The 18011-nt window shown below is 62.7% G+C and carries 11 protein-coding genes; 10 read left to right on the plus strand and 1 reads right to left on the minus strand.

Translation table 11 applies throughout. The features are described from left to right. Positions 1 to 136 precede the first annotated feature (136 nt). The 10 genes from KHZ24_04595 (at position 137) to KHZ24_04640 (ending at position 16250) form a co-directional block, all read left to right on the plus strand. The gene (locus KHZ24_04595; protein MBS5450476.1) at positions 137 to 1231 is read left to right on the plus strand and encodes an acyltransferase family protein; all 1095 of its coding nucleotides are present in this window, start codon (positions 137 to 139) and stop codon (positions 1229 to 1231) included. Positions 1232 to 1303: 72 nt separating this feature from the next. After that, positions 1304 to 3430 (plus strand): glycosyltransferase family 2 protein, encoded by a 2127-nt coding sequence (locus KHZ24_04600; GenBank protein ID MBS5450477.1) that lies wholly within the window; start codon positions 1304 to 1306, stop codon positions 3428 to 3430. A gap of 26 nt (positions 3431 to 3456) precedes the next feature. Beyond that, the gene (locus tag KHZ24_04605) at positions 3457 to 4722 is read left to right on the plus strand and encodes a glycosyltransferase (GenBank protein ID MBS5450478.1); all 1266 of its coding nucleotides are present in this window, start codon (positions 3457 to 3459) and stop codon (positions 4720 to 4722) included. 105 nt (positions 4723 to 4827) lie between these two features. Then, complete coding sequence (locus KHZ24_04610) at positions 4828 to 5826, plus strand: glycosyltransferase (GenBank protein MBS5450479.1); 999 nt, start codon at positions 4828 to 4830, stop codon at positions 5824 to 5826. A 35-nt stretch (positions 5827 to 5861) separates the two neighbouring features. Continuing rightward, positions 5862 to 7472 (plus strand): polysaccharide pyruvyl transferase family protein, encoded by a 1611-nt coding sequence (locus KHZ24_04615; GenBank protein MBS5450480.1) that lies wholly within the window; start codon positions 5862 to 5864, stop codon positions 7470 to 7472. Positions 7473 to 7548: 76 nt separating this feature from the next. Beyond that, a complete protein-coding gene (locus KHZ24_04620; GenBank protein ID MBS5450481.1) occupies positions 7549 to 8277 on the plus strand; it encodes a hypothetical protein in 729 nt (242 codons plus the stop codon). 198 nt (positions 8278 to 8475) lie between these two features. Beyond that, positions 8476 to 10164: a hypothetical protein gene (locus tag KHZ24_04625; GenBank protein MBS5450482.1), complete on the plus strand. Its 1689-nt coding sequence runs from the start codon at positions 8476 to 8478 to the stop codon at positions 10162 to 10164. Positions 10165 to 10218: 54 nt separating this feature from the next. After that, positions 10219 to 12336 (plus strand): C40 family peptidase, encoded by a 2118-nt coding sequence (locus KHZ24_04630; protein ID MBS5450483.1) that lies wholly within the window; start codon positions 10219 to 10221, stop codon positions 12334 to 12336. A gap of 246 nt (positions 12337 to 12582) precedes the next feature. Beyond that, on the plus strand, positions 12583 to 13845 hold the full coding sequence (locus KHZ24_04635; protein MBS5450484.1) for an InlB B-repeat-containing protein: 1263 nt from the start codon (positions 12583 to 12585) through the stop codon (positions 13843 to 13845). A gap of 68 nt (positions 13846 to 13913) precedes the next feature. Further along, entirely contained in the window at positions 13914 to 16250 is a 2337-nt protein-coding gene (locus tag KHZ24_04640) for an N-acetylmuramoyl-L-alanine amidase (protein MBS5450485.1), read from the plus strand. 73 nt (positions 16251 to 16323) lie between these two features. Here the strand turns inward: KHZ24_04640 and KHZ24_04645 are convergent, their stop codons facing one another. Then, a complete protein-coding gene (locus KHZ24_04645; GenBank protein MBS5450486.1) occupies positions 16324 to 17814 on the minus strand; it encodes a M20/M25/M40 family metallo-hydrolase in 1491 nt (496 codons plus the stop codon). Positions 17815 to 18011 lie beyond the last annotated feature (197 nt).

Genomic DNA, 18011 nt, shown 5'->3' on the forward strand with positions numbered 1-18011 from the left:
GCCTTTCGCCCGACGGCTCGGACAGGGACGTCGTGGGCGTGGATTCCTGCGGTTCGGGTGGGGGCACGATCGAAGGGCGACACGGGGCCAGAGGGGCGATCGGGCACAGCGACATTGGCGATGGGGAAGGGCTGCGATGGGTGGCGAACAGGCGATGCCGAGCAAGACGGCTCCTCGGGGCCGTATCGCCTATTTTGACATTGCCAGGGGCGTCGCGATGCTCGCGGTCATCGTGGGCCACTCTTCGGCACAGGGCATCCCCTGGCCCATCGTTAACTTCTGCTACTCGTTTGACATGCCGCTGTTCTTCTTTATAAGCGGCTACTTCTGCAGGCCAGATGTACGCCTCGACGCTCGCTACGTCGCCAAGAACGCCCGCGCCTTGTTACTGCCGTATTTGTGGACGAGCATCATCCTTCTCGCCTTGTTTGCCGTGCGCGGCCTGCTTATTCCCGAGCAGGGCGGCGGAGTCCTCGAGCTTCTCCAACGCTGGTCTCTGGCTTGCTTGTACGGGGCGGGAGGGCAGTTCGCGGGACTGCCGGCGGGCATTATCGGCATTGGCGCTCTTTGGTACCTGCTTGCCCTGTTTTGGGCCAAATTGCTGCTTGCGCTTGCGAACCGGCTGCCGGGGACACCCGTTATCGTTGCGGCCCTGTTCGTGTTGGGATACGCGTCCACGAACTGGGTGACGTGGCTGCCTTGGCTCCCGTGGAGCATCCAGCCCGCCCTGTGCGCAACCCTTTTTCTCTACCTCGGCCAGCTTGCCCATGCGAGGGGTTTGTTTGAGCGGGGCGCGCTCCATCCTGCCGCCTGGGTTGCCATGCTCCTCATCTGGCTGGTAGACGGCATATGGGGAGGGCCCATCTATCTGGTGAGCAACGAGTACGGGCATGGAGTGTTTGACCTGGTCGGAGGCGTGTTCGGTGCTTTGTGCGTCATCAAAGGCTGCCAGCTGTTCGAGCGTCGTTTCCCGAGACTGGTGTCCGTGCCCCAGGCGTTCGGCTCCATCACGCTACCGGTGTTTTGCATGCACCTGGTCGAGATGAATGTCCTGCCTTGGGATCTCATGTTCGAGATGCTGGTCGACTTGCCGGGGCCCGTTGTCCTGGAGGCCGTTCTGCTGCGCTGCGCTATTATCGCGCTTCTCACGGGCGCGCTCTGGCTTCTTCCGCGCCCTATCTCCGGGGCGTTCTTCGCGGCTCGTCGGGATTCCGTGCAAGCGCCGCACTAGAGCGTTTCATCCTCTATCCTGTCAGGGATGCAGAAAACGGGTCTGTTGTCCCAGATAAGGATTGTTGGTGCCATGGCAGAGAAGCGCGCGTTGTCCGTTGAAAAAAGCTTGGGCGTCACGCCTCGTGCGCCGCGCGTCACCGTCATCGTACCGGTCTACAACACCGAGCGATATCTCGAAGCCTGTCTTGACAGCCTTGTGAACCAGACGTTTTCTGACATAGAAATCCTCTGCGTAGACGATGGCTCCACCGATAGCTCCGGCGCGATGCTCGACGCCCGCGCGGCTCGGGATGCGCGCATCCGTGTCATTCATCAGAGTAACGCCGGCGTTTCTCACGCGCGCAACGTGGCGCTGGACGCAGCGTGTGGAGAGTACATCCTCTTCGTGGACTCCGACGACTTCATTGACCTCGATACCTGCGAGAAGCTGTTGAACATCGCAGATCGCGACGGGGCGGACATCGTCGTGTTCGGCGGAGTGTCCTTCCCCTCGGTTGGCTGGATTGACGCCTGCTTCGATACGCACGACGCCGTTTATCGAAACGACAGCTTTGGCGCATTGTTCTACGAAAACGGCTCTCATCCGTTGATGTGCAACAAGATGTACCGGCGCTCGCTGCTCAACGACAACGGCCTGCGCTTCAACGAGACCTTCACGCTGGGCGAGGACAACGCGTTCCAGTTCTGCACGTTCCCGCGCGCTCGGGTGATCTCGTACTGCCGGGACACGTTCTACCACTACCGCTGTGAGCGAGAGGGCTCTGCTGTCAACGCCGCCGAGGACGATCGCGTGGCGCGGTTGGTCAAGCACGTGGCCATCGTCGAGTACGTTGTCAACCAGTGGGCTCAGGCGGGCTTTTTGCCGGGGCAGGAAGAGCGCCTTCTCTCGTGGTCGTCCGAGTTTCTCTCGAGAGACATCCTGTATATTTCGCAAGCCGATCGTATGCGCTTTGCGCAAGAGTACCGGCGCATCGCTGACGAGCATGGCCTGATGGTGGGACATTCTAGCCAGGCTCCCTATCTGCACGACCTCACCGATTTTGTACGCGCCGAGCTGTCCGTTTCGCCCGAGACCCCAACGGTCAGCGTCATAGCGGTGTCGTGCTACGATGAGACGTGCCTTGACCAGGGCTTTGTCTCGCTGGCCAACCAGTACCTGCAGGACGTCGAACTGCTCTGCGTTGATGCCTATCCGGACCGGCCTTCGTCGGTCGAGCTGAAACGCCTCGTCGCGAGCGACGAGCGGGCTCGTCTTGTCGGTACGGTTGGCGAGGCGCTGAGGCTGGCGCGGGGCTCGTTCGTTATCTGCGCTCACCTGAGGGATCACTACGATTGGTATGCGCTGCGCGACATGGTGCAGGCGGCCCGGGGAGTTACCCCGGCTGCCGACGTGGTGACGGTGCGCGACTGGTTCAACCATCTGCGCACGCAGGATCTAACCCGCTCCCTTCACATGCTTTCGAACGACGGAACCAAGCCTCTCGGCCAGGCCGATCGCGCATCGCTCGCTCCCGCAGAGCTGGGCGACGACCTCCTCTCGTTCTCGTCCCTTGACGCCTCCAACAAGCTGTGGCGCACCGACTTTGCACGTAGCGTCGAGCTGGACTTCACAAGTGCCGCCTCTGTCGCCCTTGCCCTCATGCAGGCACGGACTATCGTGCCCTTGCCCGCGCACCTGATGCGTCGCGGCTCGTACAAGGGGATTACGGTGGACGGTGCCCGCAACCTGGCGCGGAAGCTGGGCGATGACATGGCACAGCTGTACCGTGCGCTCGAAGAGGGGGGACTGCTGCCCGTCCACGAGAAAGGCTACGTGAACGCCTATCTCTCGGGGGGCATGTGCCTGCGCGAGCTTATGCGCAGCGATGACATCGAACAGGCGTTTCTTGAGTCTTTTGCGGGCTTGCTGAGGGAGTCTCGCCTGCTTGACGGGCACGATAAGTGGTGGTTTGTGAATGCTCGCGACTACGAGTGCGCCCAAAAGATCCTGTCAGAGGGTGTACGCAGCTTCCTCAACCTCGACCGGTACGACAGCATCGAGGACCTCTCCTCCTACATCAACGTGCTGGAGTCTCAGCTTTCTGACGCCCGCCGGGAGATCGGCTGCCTTCGTGGCTCGATGAGCTTTAGGGTGGGTCGCGCCGCGACGAAGATTCCTCGTAGGCTTGTCGATCTGCTCCATCGCTTACGTCGCTAGCCGCCTCTCACCCGGAAGGGAATGCCATGAAGGTCAGCGTTCTTGTCCCCGTGCACAATTCGGCTCCCTATCTTGAGGCGTGCCTTGACTCGATTCTCGCCCAGTCCATGGGCGACATCGAGGTGATTTGCGTTGACGACGGCTCGTCCGACGAGTCCCCTGACATCCTGAGGCGCTATGCGGAGTCCGACGGGCGCGTACGTGTTATCACGCAGGGTTGCGGAGGCGTGAGCGCTGCCCGTAACGTCGCGCTCGGGCACGCGCGGGGCGAGTACGTCCAGTTCGTCGATTCCGATGATGCGATCGAGCCCGGCCTGCTCGCGGGGGTCCTGGAGGTCGCCGAGCCGCTCGACGCTCAGATGGCCTCCTTTGGCTTTTCGGAGTGGTACGCAAAGGACGACGTGCTCATAGCTCGCGAGCTCTGCGCTGACGAGTCTCTATACGGCCGTGCCTTCTCGCTTGCCGACATACAGGGGCCGGCAACGGGCCTCATGACCCCTGCCGTGTGGCACACGCTGTTTCGGCGGGACTTCTTGGACGGGCATGGGATCCGCTTCCATGAGGAGCTGCGCACCTCGGAGGACCTTGCTTTTACCTACGAGGCGCTGTCCTGTGCCGAACGCATCTGTCTTGTGGGAAGCCGCTACTATCGCTATCGCCGTGATGCCTCCGCCGCAACGCTAACCCGTGTCGACCGGGGCCTCGACGGATATCGCGCCCTCGAGCACATCGGGGCGTTCAACGATGGGGCGTACCTCAAGGGCGGGCTGGTGGCCCACTACGTCAACCTCGTTCTGGATACGGTGCGCTACGACCTGTACTCCGCGGCGACCGCGTCGGAATATCTCGAGCTCTATCGCGGCCTACTTGATCACTGGCTTCCGCTGGCCAGGAGCCATGAGGAGCTGATTGATGAGCGTTACCGGGCGTTCTATCAGAAGGTCCGCGACAAGGACGCTCAGCAGTTCCTGTTCGACGAATATGCCGAATATCGCGATGCCCTAGAGTTCCAGAACGCGCGGATACGGGGCTTCTACGAGCGGGAGCTCTCGACGCTGCGCGACAGGCTGGGCGAGCAGGAGCGGGCGCTCGATGAGTCCCGCCAGGAAGTGACTCGTCGCGATGACCGTGTGGTCTATCTCGAGAATCTTCTTTCCGAGACGCGAGGGGCGCTCGATTCTGCGCAACGGGGCGAGCAGGAGGTGCGTGCCTCGTATGCCTTCCGCATCGGGCGGGTGCTGACCTGGCTTCCCTCTCGGTTCAAGGCGCTCGTCAGGCGCGTACGGAGATGATGGGCTAAATAACCTGCATGTGTACGGTGTAAGATCGACGCAGTGAGACCAGGCGTCTCACGGAGCGGCGAGGAAGAGAACGACGGAGCGCTCGGGGGTTTGGCGATGGGACTGTTTAGCAAGAAGCACGATGGCGGTAGCGAGATCGCGGTTTCGGTTCTCACGCCAATCTACAACGTTGAGAAGTATCTGCCCGAGTGCCTCGACAGCCTCAAGGCGCAGAAGCTCAAGAACATTGAGTTCATCTGCATCAATGACGGCTCGACGGACGGCTCGCTCGACATCCTCAGGCGCTACGCTGCCGATGATCCGCGCTTCGTCATCATCGACAAGCCCAATTCAGGCTACGGCGCGTCGATGAACTGCGGCCTCGACAAGGCGCGCGGCGAGTATATAGGCATCGTCGAGTCCGACGACGTCGCTTCTCCTAAGATGTTCAAGAAACTGTATTCATTTGCAAAGAAGAATGATTGCGACATCGTAAAGTCAAACTACTTTGAGTATGACGGCACCAACGACGTATTCCAGGACGTTTTTGGCAACTTCCGGCTTGGCAAGCCGTTTGACGTCCGTGACGACCTCGAGGTCATGAAGGCGCTGCCCATCATCTGGGCAGCCATCTACCGTCGCTCGATGCTTGTCGACAATAACGTCCGCTTCAACGAGACGCCGGGCGCATCGTTCCAGGACACGTCGTTCGTATTCCAAGCATGGGTTGCCTCTCGCCGCATCGCCCTGCTCAAGGACGCCTTCCTACACTATCGCGTGAGCCGCGCCGAGTCGTCGGTCAAGAGCGACTCCAAGGTGTTCGAGGTGTGCAAGGAGTACGAGCTGAGCTATGAGTTCATGCATCGCGACCCGCGCCGCGTCGAGGACTTTGGTAAGCTCGTCAACGTCATCAAGCTGGGCACGTATCGCTGGAACTACAACCGCATTGCCGAACAGCATCGCCCTGCCTTTTGCGATCGCTGGTCTCAGGAGCTGAGGCGCGACGATGCCGAGGGACTTCTGGATGCCACGCTGTTCACGCCCCAGGACTGGCGGGTCATCTGCGCTATCCGGGATGACCCCGCTGCATTTGTGGCCTCGCATCCCGAAATGTAGCGCAGGGGGGCTGTATGTTCGCACGAATTCTCTTTGTGGGCGCGATGCCCTTGGCGGAAGCGGACCCCTCGTTTCGCCTCTGTGCGGAGCTGCGTTGCGCGGGCCATGCCGTGCAGCTCTGCGACCATCTGCTTGAAGATGGGGACGCCGCCCGAGAGCTTGCGTCTATGTGCGATACATTCCGCCCCAGCCTCATCCTGTGGGATGCGGACGCTCTTTCGATCGACGAAGCCTGTGTCTCGGTTCTCTCCCGCATGGCCTGTTGTCTGGCGGTCCTCACGGCCCGATCCGTCGGGGATGAGCTGGATAGGGGTGGGCTCTGTGCCGTGTTCGGCCCGGGGCTGCCTGACGACGCGGTTTTCGTGACGCGTGGCAAGGCAAATTGTCTGGCGCGCGGTGCTTTCGATGCAGCGCTTTCCTGCGCGCCCGACGAGACGTATATGGAGGCGCGCGCGGCGACGGAGGGCCTGACTGGGCGCTCGGGCATCGCTTTTCTGCAAAAGCGAACCGAAGAGCGTGCCCAGCTGCTGGCCCGTGTCTTTGATTCGACGGGTTTACCGGCGGCGTTTTTCGACCCGTCGTGGGGGACGTTGGGAAACGCCTTGGCCCCAGGCGAGCGCCCTGCTTTTAGCCTACGCTCGGTGCGTTTTGCCGTGTACTGCTCCGGTGTTGACGATGGACCGACGTATGCCCAGGTTGCTATGCGAATTGCAGAAGGCTGTCTTGTGCTCGTGGAGCGCGGGGCCCTGCCTTCGGCGGGATGCGATGCTTTGACCGGCGCCCTGGTCCTGTTCGAGCCCAGTGAGCTCCCTTCCGTCGTCGCGTCCTACGAAGTCGACCCCGCCAGCTACGAGCGCGACCTGAACCGCCAGCGGGATGCTGTCACGTCCCTGCCCAACCTCGGAGAAAGCCTTGCGCGTCTGCTGGACTCTCTTGATCGCAGGCAGTCCGCAGCGGGCGGCACGGCGCTTCTCGCGATGGAGAAACCAGCGCGGGTGTTCGTGCTCAATGGGTGGATCGGTGCTCGAAACTACGGCGACGATTTGCTTGCGCGTTTTACGATGGCACGCGTCGCGCAGCGCTATCCAGAAGCCGTATTCCGCGTATTGGGTGCATCCCTGCCGCATGCCCGCCTCGATTTCGGGGTCGAAGCATTCGAGCCGACGGGAGGTGCCCCTGTCGAACGCGCGCTGGAGGGCGCGACTGCCCTTCTGTATCTCGGGGGCCTTCTCTTCGACGATCCGTCGGCGGTGACCGGGGGCGTTTCCGAGTTCATGCTCGACCCCTACATGGAGCCCTCTTTTCAGGCGAGTCTCGCTCTGTTCGCGCGTGCTCAAGGCATCCCCGCGATTGGCTTGGGCATTGGCGCCGGCCCGCTGTCCCGACCCGCCGCGCAGATGGCGGTGCGCCTCATGTCGCTGGCGCGCATGACGTTTCTGGTGCGGGACGCCCATACGTCCGACCTGCTTCTGGGAGCTGGGGTACCGGCTGAGTTCGTGAGCTTGAAGGCGGATCTCGTGTTGGGATCTGGAGACTACATTCGCTCTCATGCCTCTCGGAAGCTTCCCGGCGGCCTCGTGGCAGATGGTTACATTTGTCATATCCCTGCGCGACTGTGCGCTCAATCCTCCGAGCTTTGCCGATGACATGGCGCACATCGTGAGGTGTCTTGTCGGGCGAACGGGACTCTGCGCGGCGTTTGTCCCCTTTGATGTGGGAGACGTGGCCGTTCATGCCCGCGTGATTGACATCCTAAGGGAGCAGGGCGTGCAGTCGCGCTCCATCGTGTCGTTTGAGGAGCGCTTATCTGGACCGGATATCCTTGCGGTCATCGCGGGTTCACGCATGACGCTAGGCATGAGGTTGCACTGCTCGATTCTCCACCACGTTTTGGGCAAGCTCGCACTCGGCATCGACTATAACGACAAGGTTCATGCCCATTATGAGAGCATGGGGCAGCTTGACGTGCTGCTGGCGCTCGGCTCTTCTGCAGAGGACGCAGATGCCGCGATTGAGAGGGTGTTGGCGGACCAAGACCAGAGGTTATCCGTTATATCCGGGCACGTTGCCAGGGCCTCTCGCCTCGTCGACGAGGCGTTCGACGAGCTGTTCTCTCTGATAGACGCCACGGCAGAAGGCGACGCGAGCTCTCAGGAGATATGTGAATGGAAGGCTCTTTCTGGTAGGGATGGCCTTTTCTTCTACCCGCGCACGGTTTCGCGCAGCAGGCGGGAAGAAATGCAGCAACGGTGCCACGTCGACGAGCTTGAGCGACGGGTCGCGCAGCTGAGCGACCAGCTCGAGCGAAGTGCGTCGGAGGCGGGCCGGCTGACTCGGGAGGTTGCCGATGTGCGCGCGTCTCACAGCTATCGGCTGGGCAACGCCCTCATGCGCATACCGGCCTACATCAAGCGCCGTTTTCGGGGCGAGGGCTCGGCGCCTCGGGGCTAACACCTCAGGGTGAGGCACGAGACTGCACGCTGATGACACGCTCGATGCCACCCTGACTACAATCGATCCGCACGCAGTCGGCCTACATTTGTATAATGGAAGAAAAGCGCTTGGTGATGGGCCCCGCTGCGACGCTCGGTTGTGGGCGCGGCGGGGCCCATATGGTTGGCCCTGGGGCGCGCTGTCCAAGGAGGTCGTATGCTCTCACGTAGTGGAATGCGCGTGTTCGCGTCTCTTGCTCTTTCCGCGCTCATCTCGGGGGGCGCAGGCGCTGCTGCGCTTGCCGAAGAGCCGCCGATCTTGTCCCTGGGAAGTTCGGCCGATCCTGCTCTTGTGGAGCCGTACGGCGAGGCCGAGGCTCCGGATTCCTTGGTCGGCGACGCTGCGCTTCCCTGTGAGGATGAGGAGGCCGGCCTCGGGTTCGATGCGGCGCCCGAAGGCGTGACCAAAGGCTCCGACAGCTGGCAAGCCGACGAAGGCGATACAGGCGAGGCCTACGATGAGGACGGCGCTGTCGATGGTGCCGCCGACCCCAGCGAGCAGGGCAATGGAGCAGGACCCGTCGAGGAGGAAGACGGCGTTCCTGTGGACGGGGACGCGCCTGCTGATTTGGACGATACCATCGACGATGCCATAGATGGCGCCTCCCAGGTTCAGCCGACAAGCCCGGAGGCTGGGCTGCCTCAGGCGGGCGAATCTACCTCGCAGGACTCATCTTCCGACGGGACTGCTGGCGGACGTTTGGGGGAGACAGGCCAGGCAGACTCTTCCGATGAGGCGGCCTCGTCTAACGAGGGCGGGGCGGATGCGCCGATGTCGGGGGCATCTCTTCCCGTCCAGGGCGATGAGGCACCGGACGCTGAGGCCGATGCCGCTAAGAATGTGCCTGCGCGAACGGCCGGATGGCACACCGAAGGGGGCAAGACCTACTACGACGACGCGACTGGCGAGAGACTTGTTGGGGAGCACCGAATTGATGGTGCGTGGTATTACTTCGACCCTGACAACAATGGCGCCATGGCTACGGGGTTCGTGCGCCAGCCTATCTCGTCGGGCCCCGGCTCGTTCAAGGTCGCCTATTACGGCGACGACGGCAGGCGTTTGTCGGGCGTTCAGAGCGTTGACGGCAACACGTTCTTCTTCGATGACGTGTCCGGTGCCCTGTCGACGGGCTTCATTCGCCAAGACGCGAACGCGTTCAACTTCTACGACCTTGGCAGCGGGACTCGGCTGTACGGTCAGCAGGTCATTCACGACCAGCTGCGCCATTTCGACGAAGCGACGGGAGCTCTCTCGACGGGGCTCACGACGCTTACGGGAGAAGACGCAAAGACGGTCTACTACGACCCCTTTGACGGCTCTATGCAGTATGGCCAGCAGTATGTCGATGGTCGATGGCACTTCTTCGATGAGGATACAGGCCGCATGTATACGGCCGAGGAGGAGCGGGATCGCGTCCTGGCGGTTGCCTATGACTCTGTCGGGCAGTCTGAGGGACAGGCGTGGGGATACCAGAATGACGTCGTTGCCGCAGGTGGGCGCTACTGCATTGAGGGTCCCTGTATGAGCTTCGTGTGGCACTGCTTCAAAGCGGCGGGCATGGATCGGTTCCTCGCTGACGGGTTCGTGTCTGGCTGGCCGCATGAAGTGTATGACTACATGTGGTGGCATGGGCAGGCGTCTTCAACGCCCCGAGTCGGAGACGTCGTTTTCTTCAAGTATCCCGGCACGTTTGCCGAAAGGGACGACCTGTCAGCAAGTCATGCCGAGATTGTCGTCGAAGTAAACGATACTTATATTCTATCAATAGGCGCTCTCGAAGGGGGTATCCAGGTGCATTATTTCCCCTATGACTATATCGTTGGGTATGGCGTGCCGAGCTACTGACACTGAGGGTGCACTCGTGTTGTGGGAACGAGACTCTGGAAAGGAGTTGGCCGAATGCTTTTCAGGATGGGAGCGCGCACGTTCGCGTCGTTGTCCCTGACGGCGGTTGTTGCATGCTCGGCGATGGGATCCGTAGCGCTGGCAAGCGAGAGCGCGACGGTTGAACCAAGCGGGCAGGAAGTGGCTGTTCCGGAGTTCTTCACGAGCGGCTCTGGCGACGACGTCGCAGGGGTGCTCATTGACGAGTCGTCTCTGTTGACGCCCGACTCTGCTGCACCGAGCGATATGCCGGGTGATGTGTCGGAGGGCTCCGTCGCGACGCCTGAGGATACGGCATCTTCTGGCGACCTGGTTGCCGAGCCTCCGGCCGGCGGCGCGGGGAACTCCGGGGATGTTATCCCGCCGCAGGGGGATCCTGCTGCTCCAGAGGATGCTCCGGCGTCCGAGGGCACCGGGGAGTTTGGGACTGACGAGGCCCCGGCGTCCGGGACTGACGCTGCCCCCGGCGACGACGTGCCGCCCGTAGAGAATGATGCAGCTCTTGATGAGGCTGCTCCCGACGTGCCGGATATCGATGCCGGCGCTGCCGAAGGCGCAACCGAGCCGGGGATCGAGGAGGGGGTTCCTGCCGATCCCAAGCCCTCTTCACCCACCGCTCCCGAGGCCAGCGCGCCTGAGACGGATCCCTCTCCGGAAGGGGGGCAGGATCCAGACGTCTCGTCTCCGGACGTCGCTGTGGATTCATCTGCCGACAAGGGGGAGGCTGACTCCGGGGTGGCTAGCGCTCCCGAAGAGGACACTGCGGACAAGGCAACCGCGCAGACCGGCTGGGTTGTCGATAAGCAGACCGGCAAGCGCTACTACTACGGCGAAGATGGCCAAAAGGCGTCCGGCGAGCTGAAGATCGATGGCAAGTGGTACTACTTCGATCCCACTTCGGACAATGCCATGACGACCGGCTTCGCGCGCGTCGCGGTGTCCTCGGGGTCCGGCTCGTTTAAGGTGACGTATTACGGCAAGGATGGCGTTCGCGTCTCCGGCTCGCGCACCATTGACGGCGACTCGTACTACTTCGACAAGACGACGGGAGCCATGACGACGGGTTTCCTGCGCGATCCTAGCGGCAAGGGCTACTCGTTCCACGCGCTGGACGATGGCCGCAAACTCACCGGCGAGCAGCCCCTCCACGGCGGCTGGCGCGATTTCGGTGCCGACGGCTTCATGGAGGTCGGGTTCGGCACGGCGGAGCAGGGAGGCCCCTCAAGGAAAGTCTACTATGACGAGTACGACGGCGCCCGGGCGAGTGGCGAGACGAACGTCAAAGGCAGTTGGTACTATTTCAACCCCACCAATGGCGCCATGGCGACGGGGCTGACTGAGGTCACCACCCAGCAGGGCGGCGTGAAGACCGCCCTGTACGGCAGCGACGGCAAGAGGAAGTACGGCGAGCAGTACCTCAATGGCGGCTGGTACTACTTCGACGAGGCCGACGGCCATATGCTCACCGGCTGGAAGTGGCTCAACAACGGCGATCGCATGGTCTACTACGGTGCCGACGGACGCATGCTGCACGGCACGCACGTCATCGACGGGTATCGTCGCGTCTTCGACAACGAGACCGGCGCCGTCAACAAGTACGGGTACCAGAACCCTCTCGGGTACTACCAGGTGAGCACCTGGAACGTATGGGTCCCCAACTACTCGGGTAACCCGGCCTTTTCGTACGTCTCGCCGTCGCAGATTGGTCTTGCCGCCGATCGCTGGGACTGCATCGAGACGTTTATCAGCCGCGCCTATGATTACATGTATACGCCGTACGTGTGGGATTACGCGCTGGCACCTGGCGTTGGCATCGACTGCGCTGGCCTGGTCATGCAGGCGCTCTATGCGACGGGCATGGACCTCGGCAGCGGCTACACGCCTTACGACCATTACTTCACGCCCGGTCACGACCACTACGCCAACGACATGGCGGCCGACCCGGGTTTCATGACGGTGCCGTTCTCCGATCGCCAGCGTGGTGACCTGATCTTCTATCCGGGCCATGTTGCCATCTATCTGGGGGACGATCTGGTTATCGACTCGTTCCCCGGCAACGGGTACTACGGCGTTGCCGTTCGCAGCATGTGGCACTACGACGTCAACTACATCGTAAAGAGGCCGTTTGTGTAAGGAGTTGCGGATGCCGGGCGGTCTTTCTGGATGCGTGCTGTCCTGATTGGCTGTACCGAAATCCGAAGGGGCCAAGCGAGGCAGAACTCGAGTTCCGCCCGAGGAATTGAGTGAAGGGATAGTCCTGTGACTGAACGACTGAGAAGAACTGCGTCACGTGCCCTTGCCGTGATGCTGGCCATCTTGTTGGTGTGCGCGTGCGTGCTGCCTGGGACCGCGCAGGCTGCTCCGTCGCGCTTCCCTGATGTGGACAGCACGCACTGGGCAGTGGACGAGGGGTGGATCGACTACGTTGCGGACAACCGGATCATGACCGGCGATTCTGCAACTGGTAACTTCCTCCCCGAGAGCGGTATCACGCGAGGACAGTTCGCCACCGTTCTCTATCGCATCGCGAACCCCGGGAGCGATGCGACGACGAATCCCTCCCACTTCGAGCAAGCCTCGAAATTCCCGGATGTCGCGGGCGGGGTGTACTACACGGCCGCGATCAATTGGTGCCGCGATAACGGCATCACGACGGGAGACTCTGCGACTGGTAACTTCCTCCCTGAGGACAACATCACGCGTGCGCAGCTGGCTACGATGGCATACCGGTTCGCACGGGTCATGGGTGCCGACGTGGACAATATCGACTACAGCGCGTTTAACGCAACGCCTGACGGGGATCTCGTTCCCGGCTCGATGTTCGACTATGCGTATGTGCCCCTGGCATGGGCGGCTGATCGCGGCGTGCTGACGGGTACGATCGATGACGGCGTTGCCTGGCTCGACGTCCGCGCGACGGCGACGCGTGCGCAGGCGGCGAAGGTCCTCACCGTTCTCAAGCGCGACGTCGTCGAGATGAGCGGCGTCTACACGGTCGCCTTCAACTCCAACGGCGGATCTATCGTTCCTTCCCAGACGGTGACGTCGGGCAACAAGGCTCAGCGCGCCTATCCGACGCGCAATGGATATGTCTTCTGGGACTGGTATGCCGATAAAGAGCTGACGCGGGTCTACGGTTTCGACTCCAACGTGACTGGCAACATCACGCTGTATGCGAAGTGGGTGACCAAGCAAGAGGCCCTGGCCATGGGCGAGGAAGCCGAGGCGCGCGGCATCGACATCGTGGCGCTTGCCGCAGAGGTCGAGGCCGAGGAGAGGGCTGCCCAGCCCGAGGAACCGGTTGCTGATGTGCCTGTGACGGATGAGACCGGTGACCCCTCCGTTTCGGCTGACGAGGATCCCTCCATGCCGGATGAGCCTGTCGACCAGCCGGTTGTTTCCGAGCCCGATGAGGTGCCTGGCGATAGCGATGAACCCGTCATCGATGGCCCCGCGGTGCAGCCCGGCACGGACGATGGCTCGACGGACGAGCCCACGTCGCCTGACTCCTCTGGGGCCGGCGATGGAGCGGCTGATTCCGATGCCGCTACCGATGTCGACGGGGCTTCCGAGCCATCCGAGCCTGCCGTGGCGAATGGGGCCGACGCTGATGCCCCCGGGGAGTATGTCCCCGCTGCATAGCGCGTTTTGATATCTCGCGCGTCGCTTTCGAACAGGAGGCGACGCGCGATGTCTTTGAAAGGACGATTATGCGACATAAAGAACGGGGAGCTTGCAGCTCAAGTGCCGGGGCGGGTCTGTGGGGCTGCCATTCTGCGGTCATGCTCGCGCTCGGGCTTTTGGTGGCGGTGTCGCTGGCGGGTTTTGCTCCGGCCGACAATGCCTGGGCTGGTGAGGCGGGGGAGGCTCCCGTTGGTGCTGTCCTGACCGAGATGGCCGGCGCTGTCCCTCAACCTGCAGAGAGCGACGTCGCGGATCCGGATGCGTCACTCGCTGACGGTGCGACCTCCGATGGTGTTCTGGCGGACGAAGCGGGAGCCTCGGGTCTTGATGGCTCAGACAGCGAGGACGCGTTCGTGTCCGACAGCGCAGAGGATGCTTCGGGATCTGAGGCTGGGCAGGGGACTGGCTCTGCTTCTCCTGATGAGGGCGGGGATCCTGCGGTGCCTGGCGCGGCTACAGATGGGTCTGCGGTGTCCGATGGCGACGAGACGCTTGCCGATTCGGTTTCGCCAGAGGTCTCGGCCACCCTCGATGCTTCCGATGGCGAGGGATCCGCGTCCCTTCTTGGTGACGAGGAGTCGGCTCCCGTTTCTTCGACGGGAGTCGGCTTCGTCTATGTCGACGAGATGGCTCCAACCCTTGGGAGCACGCAGAGCGTTGCCGTTGTCCTCGACGATGACCAGCTCGTGCTGACCGGGGCGCGCCTCGCCTACGCTGATGGTACGGGCACCACCCGAGAGATCGATGCCTCGGCTCTGGCTGGCAACGCGGCCCTCTTCCAGTTCTCTCTGGATGCCCTTGGCACATACCAGCTTACGGGGCTGAAGTACGATGCCATCTCCGCTGAGGGAACGACAATCTCCGGCGCGGTTCTCGACTTCGCGGGCATCGCCGACTCGGCGTGGTCATTCACGGTATCCGATGGCACTAGCGTCGCTTCTATCGAAGACGGCGCGGAAGAGCTGGGCGCTGCCTCAATGTACGGGATTGCCAGCGATGGTTCTCTGTGCGAAGTCGGCTCCTTGGCTGAAGCGGCGTCGCTTTCGGGTCTGGACGCCACGTTTCGCACGATTGGCCGTGATGCGAGCTCCGGCGAGTTCGTTATCGCGCTTGACCCCGGCCACGGCGGCTACGATTCCGGTGCGATTGGATATGGCCTGCAAGAAAAAGACCTCACGTGGGCTATCACGCTTTACTGCAAAGAGGCTCTCGAGCAGTATCCCGGGGTTCGCGTCGTGCTCACTCGTTCCGAGGACGAATGCCCGTCTATTTGGGATCGCGTGCAGCGTGCCTACGATGCCGGGGCCAACGTGCTCGTGAGCATCCACATCAATTCCGATCCCAGCGGCTCGGCCTCGGGCGCAGAGATCTGGTTTCCCAACGGCAGCTCTTGGAAGTACGCACAGACGCATGTTCCGGGCGAACAGCTTGCGCAAAACGTGCTGGACAAACTGGTGGCGCTGGGCTTGAACGACCGCGGCATAAGGGTCCGCACGATGCTGATCAGCGAGATCGAGGGCCCGTCCGACATCAACCCTGATGGATCTGCGGCGGACTATTACGGCATCCTGCGCTATGCGCGTCGCCTTGGTTTCACGGGCGTCATTGTCGAGCACGCCTACATCTCCAGCTGGAGTGACGCTCAGCTTATGGGGTCTGATGCCATGCTGCGCCAAATGGGCTATGCCGATGCCGAGGGAATCGCCCAAACGTATGGCATAGGGACGGATCTTGCCTCCCCGTTTGGTGATACCCTGCCGGGCTCGTGGTACATGGCGCAGGGGTGGATCCCCTATGTCGTGGAGAACGGTTTGATGACCGGTGCGAAGGACGACGACGGCGTAGCGCGCAACTTTTATCCTGATGATTATCTGACACGTGGCCAGGTCGCCACAATTCTCTACCGTGCCGCAAATCCGAACTCGACGGACACGACTGACCCCGCCGCCTATGCCCAGTACTCGGGCTTCCCCGACACCGGGGAGTACCTCTACTACAACGCGGCCATCTCCTGGTGCGCCGAACAGGGCATTGTGACCGGTTACAACGGCAACGACGGAAATGCCGGCAAGTTCCTGGCCGACCGACCTATCACGCGCGAAGAGCTCGCCACGATGGTCTGGCGTTTTGCCGAGAAATGGGCGGGCGTCGACGTCTCCAACCCGGACCCCACCAACTTTAACAAGTTCACCGACAAGGAAGAAATGTGGGCGTATGGCATAGACGCCATCAGGTGGTGCGCGTCCGAGGGCATCATCACGGGTGACGACCTTACCAAGCGGATGCTGCCAAACGAGTCGGCGACGCGCGCCCAGGCCGCCAAGGTAATCACCGTTCTTCACCGCGACGTGCTCGGCGCATAAAACCCTTTCGGGCCGGCCGGGATGCTCTGCTTGAATCCCGGCCGGCCCTTGCGTGCTGCGGGTTTGTGTCCGCTTACAGGCACGCCTTCTCGACGATCCTCACCAGCATGCGGATGCCCTGCAGGTAGCCACGCTTCGTGACGCGCTCGTCGGTGCCGTGCACGCCGCGATGCTGCTCGTCGGCGTCGACGACCATGGGGCCGAGGCGCAGGCACGCGTCGCAGATGCCCTCGTACATGTGCGCGTCCGTGCCGCCCGTCGCCAGCGCCGGCACGCAGCTGAGGCCGGAGCCCGTCGAGGGATCGTGCAGGAAGTGCGCCACGGCCTCCGAGACGACCTGCATGCCCAGACCCTCGGTCGCGCCCGTCCCCGCGTCGGCGGGCGTGGGCTCGCTCGGCGTCTGGTACATGTCGAGCTCGACGCCCAGATCGGCCGTGAGCTCGCGGCAGCGTTCCATAACGTCGGCGCTCGTCACGTAGGGGTCGAGTCGGAAGTTGATGACGGCCCACATGTCCTGCGGCATGACGTTGGAGCCCTTCGAGCCTCCTTCGATCATGTCGGGCGCGATTGTCGTCGTCACGAGCGGGTAGAGCGCGCGACGCTGGGCGCATTCGGCGGCAAGGTGGCTGGCGTTGAGGGACACGGCCTCGGCCGCAGACAACCCCTCAGCGCTCACGAGGCTCGCAAACGGCTCCTCAGTGATGCGCGGCGCTAGCGCGGAAAACGTTGCCTGCGCCGGCGGGGAGAGGCGCAGCGGGTAGGGGTTGTTGACGATGCGCGAGATGGCGCGTGCCAGCGTGGCCAGCGACGTGCCGCCGAACGGGTTGGACGAGTGGCCGCCGGCGCTGCGCACGGTGATGCGCACGTCGCAGTAGCCCTTCTCCCCGAGCTCAACGAGCTTGAACGGCACGCCGGGCGCCCCGTAGTTGGCACCGTCCGCTATGGCATAGTCGCCCTCGTCCACGAGAAACTCTAGCCGCACGCCGCGCTCGGCCAGCACCTTTGCGATGGCGCGCGAACCCTGCTGCAAGCACTCCTCGTCCTCGCCGAACGCAAGGATGAGCGTTCGCTTGAGCTGACGACCTTCTGCTTCGAGCTGCGCGAGCAGGTACTCGACGGCCTCAAGCTCGCCGATGAGCATCTCCTTAATGTCCATGGCGCCGCGGCCCCAGATGAACTCGTCGTCCACGTGACCCGAGAACGCGTCGTGTGTCCAGTCCGCCTCTGTGCCGGGGACGACGGGCACGACGTCCTGGTGCGCCATGAGCTGAACGGGGCGCAGAGAGGGGTCGGTGCCGGGAATCGTGATGAGCAGGCTGTGGCCGATCTCCTCGTACGTGCCGGCAGCCATGACGTGCGGGTAGCTTGCGCGGATGAGATCGTGGAGCTTGTCGAGCTCGCCGTAGTCGATCTCGCTGACGTCGACAGAGCTAACCGTGCGGCACTGCAGCGCGCGGGAGAGGTGCTCGATGGCGGCGTCGGCGGGCAGGCCTGGGTAGTCCTGCTCGTTGGCGAGGTAGCGATAGACGTCGGTGCCCTGGCCGGGTTGGGCGCTTGTGCTCATGGGTGGGAACCTCCTTGGGGTCGAAAACGCCCACATAATACTTGGCGCAAATATCCGTGACGTGAACAGGGCAGGCTTGTTGACGAGCTCCCTTGGAACGGCGGGCCCGCCGCGGCCGTGAGGCGATCCGTCGCGCTGCTCCTATCCGGCGGGGTGGATGCTTTGTAAAGGGGGATAATGAACGAGAAGCGCGCGTC

Source organism: Coriobacteriia bacterium (assembly GCA_018368455.1).
GTDB lineage: Bacteria > Actinomycetota > Coriobacteriia > Coriobacteriales > UMGS124 > JAGZEG01.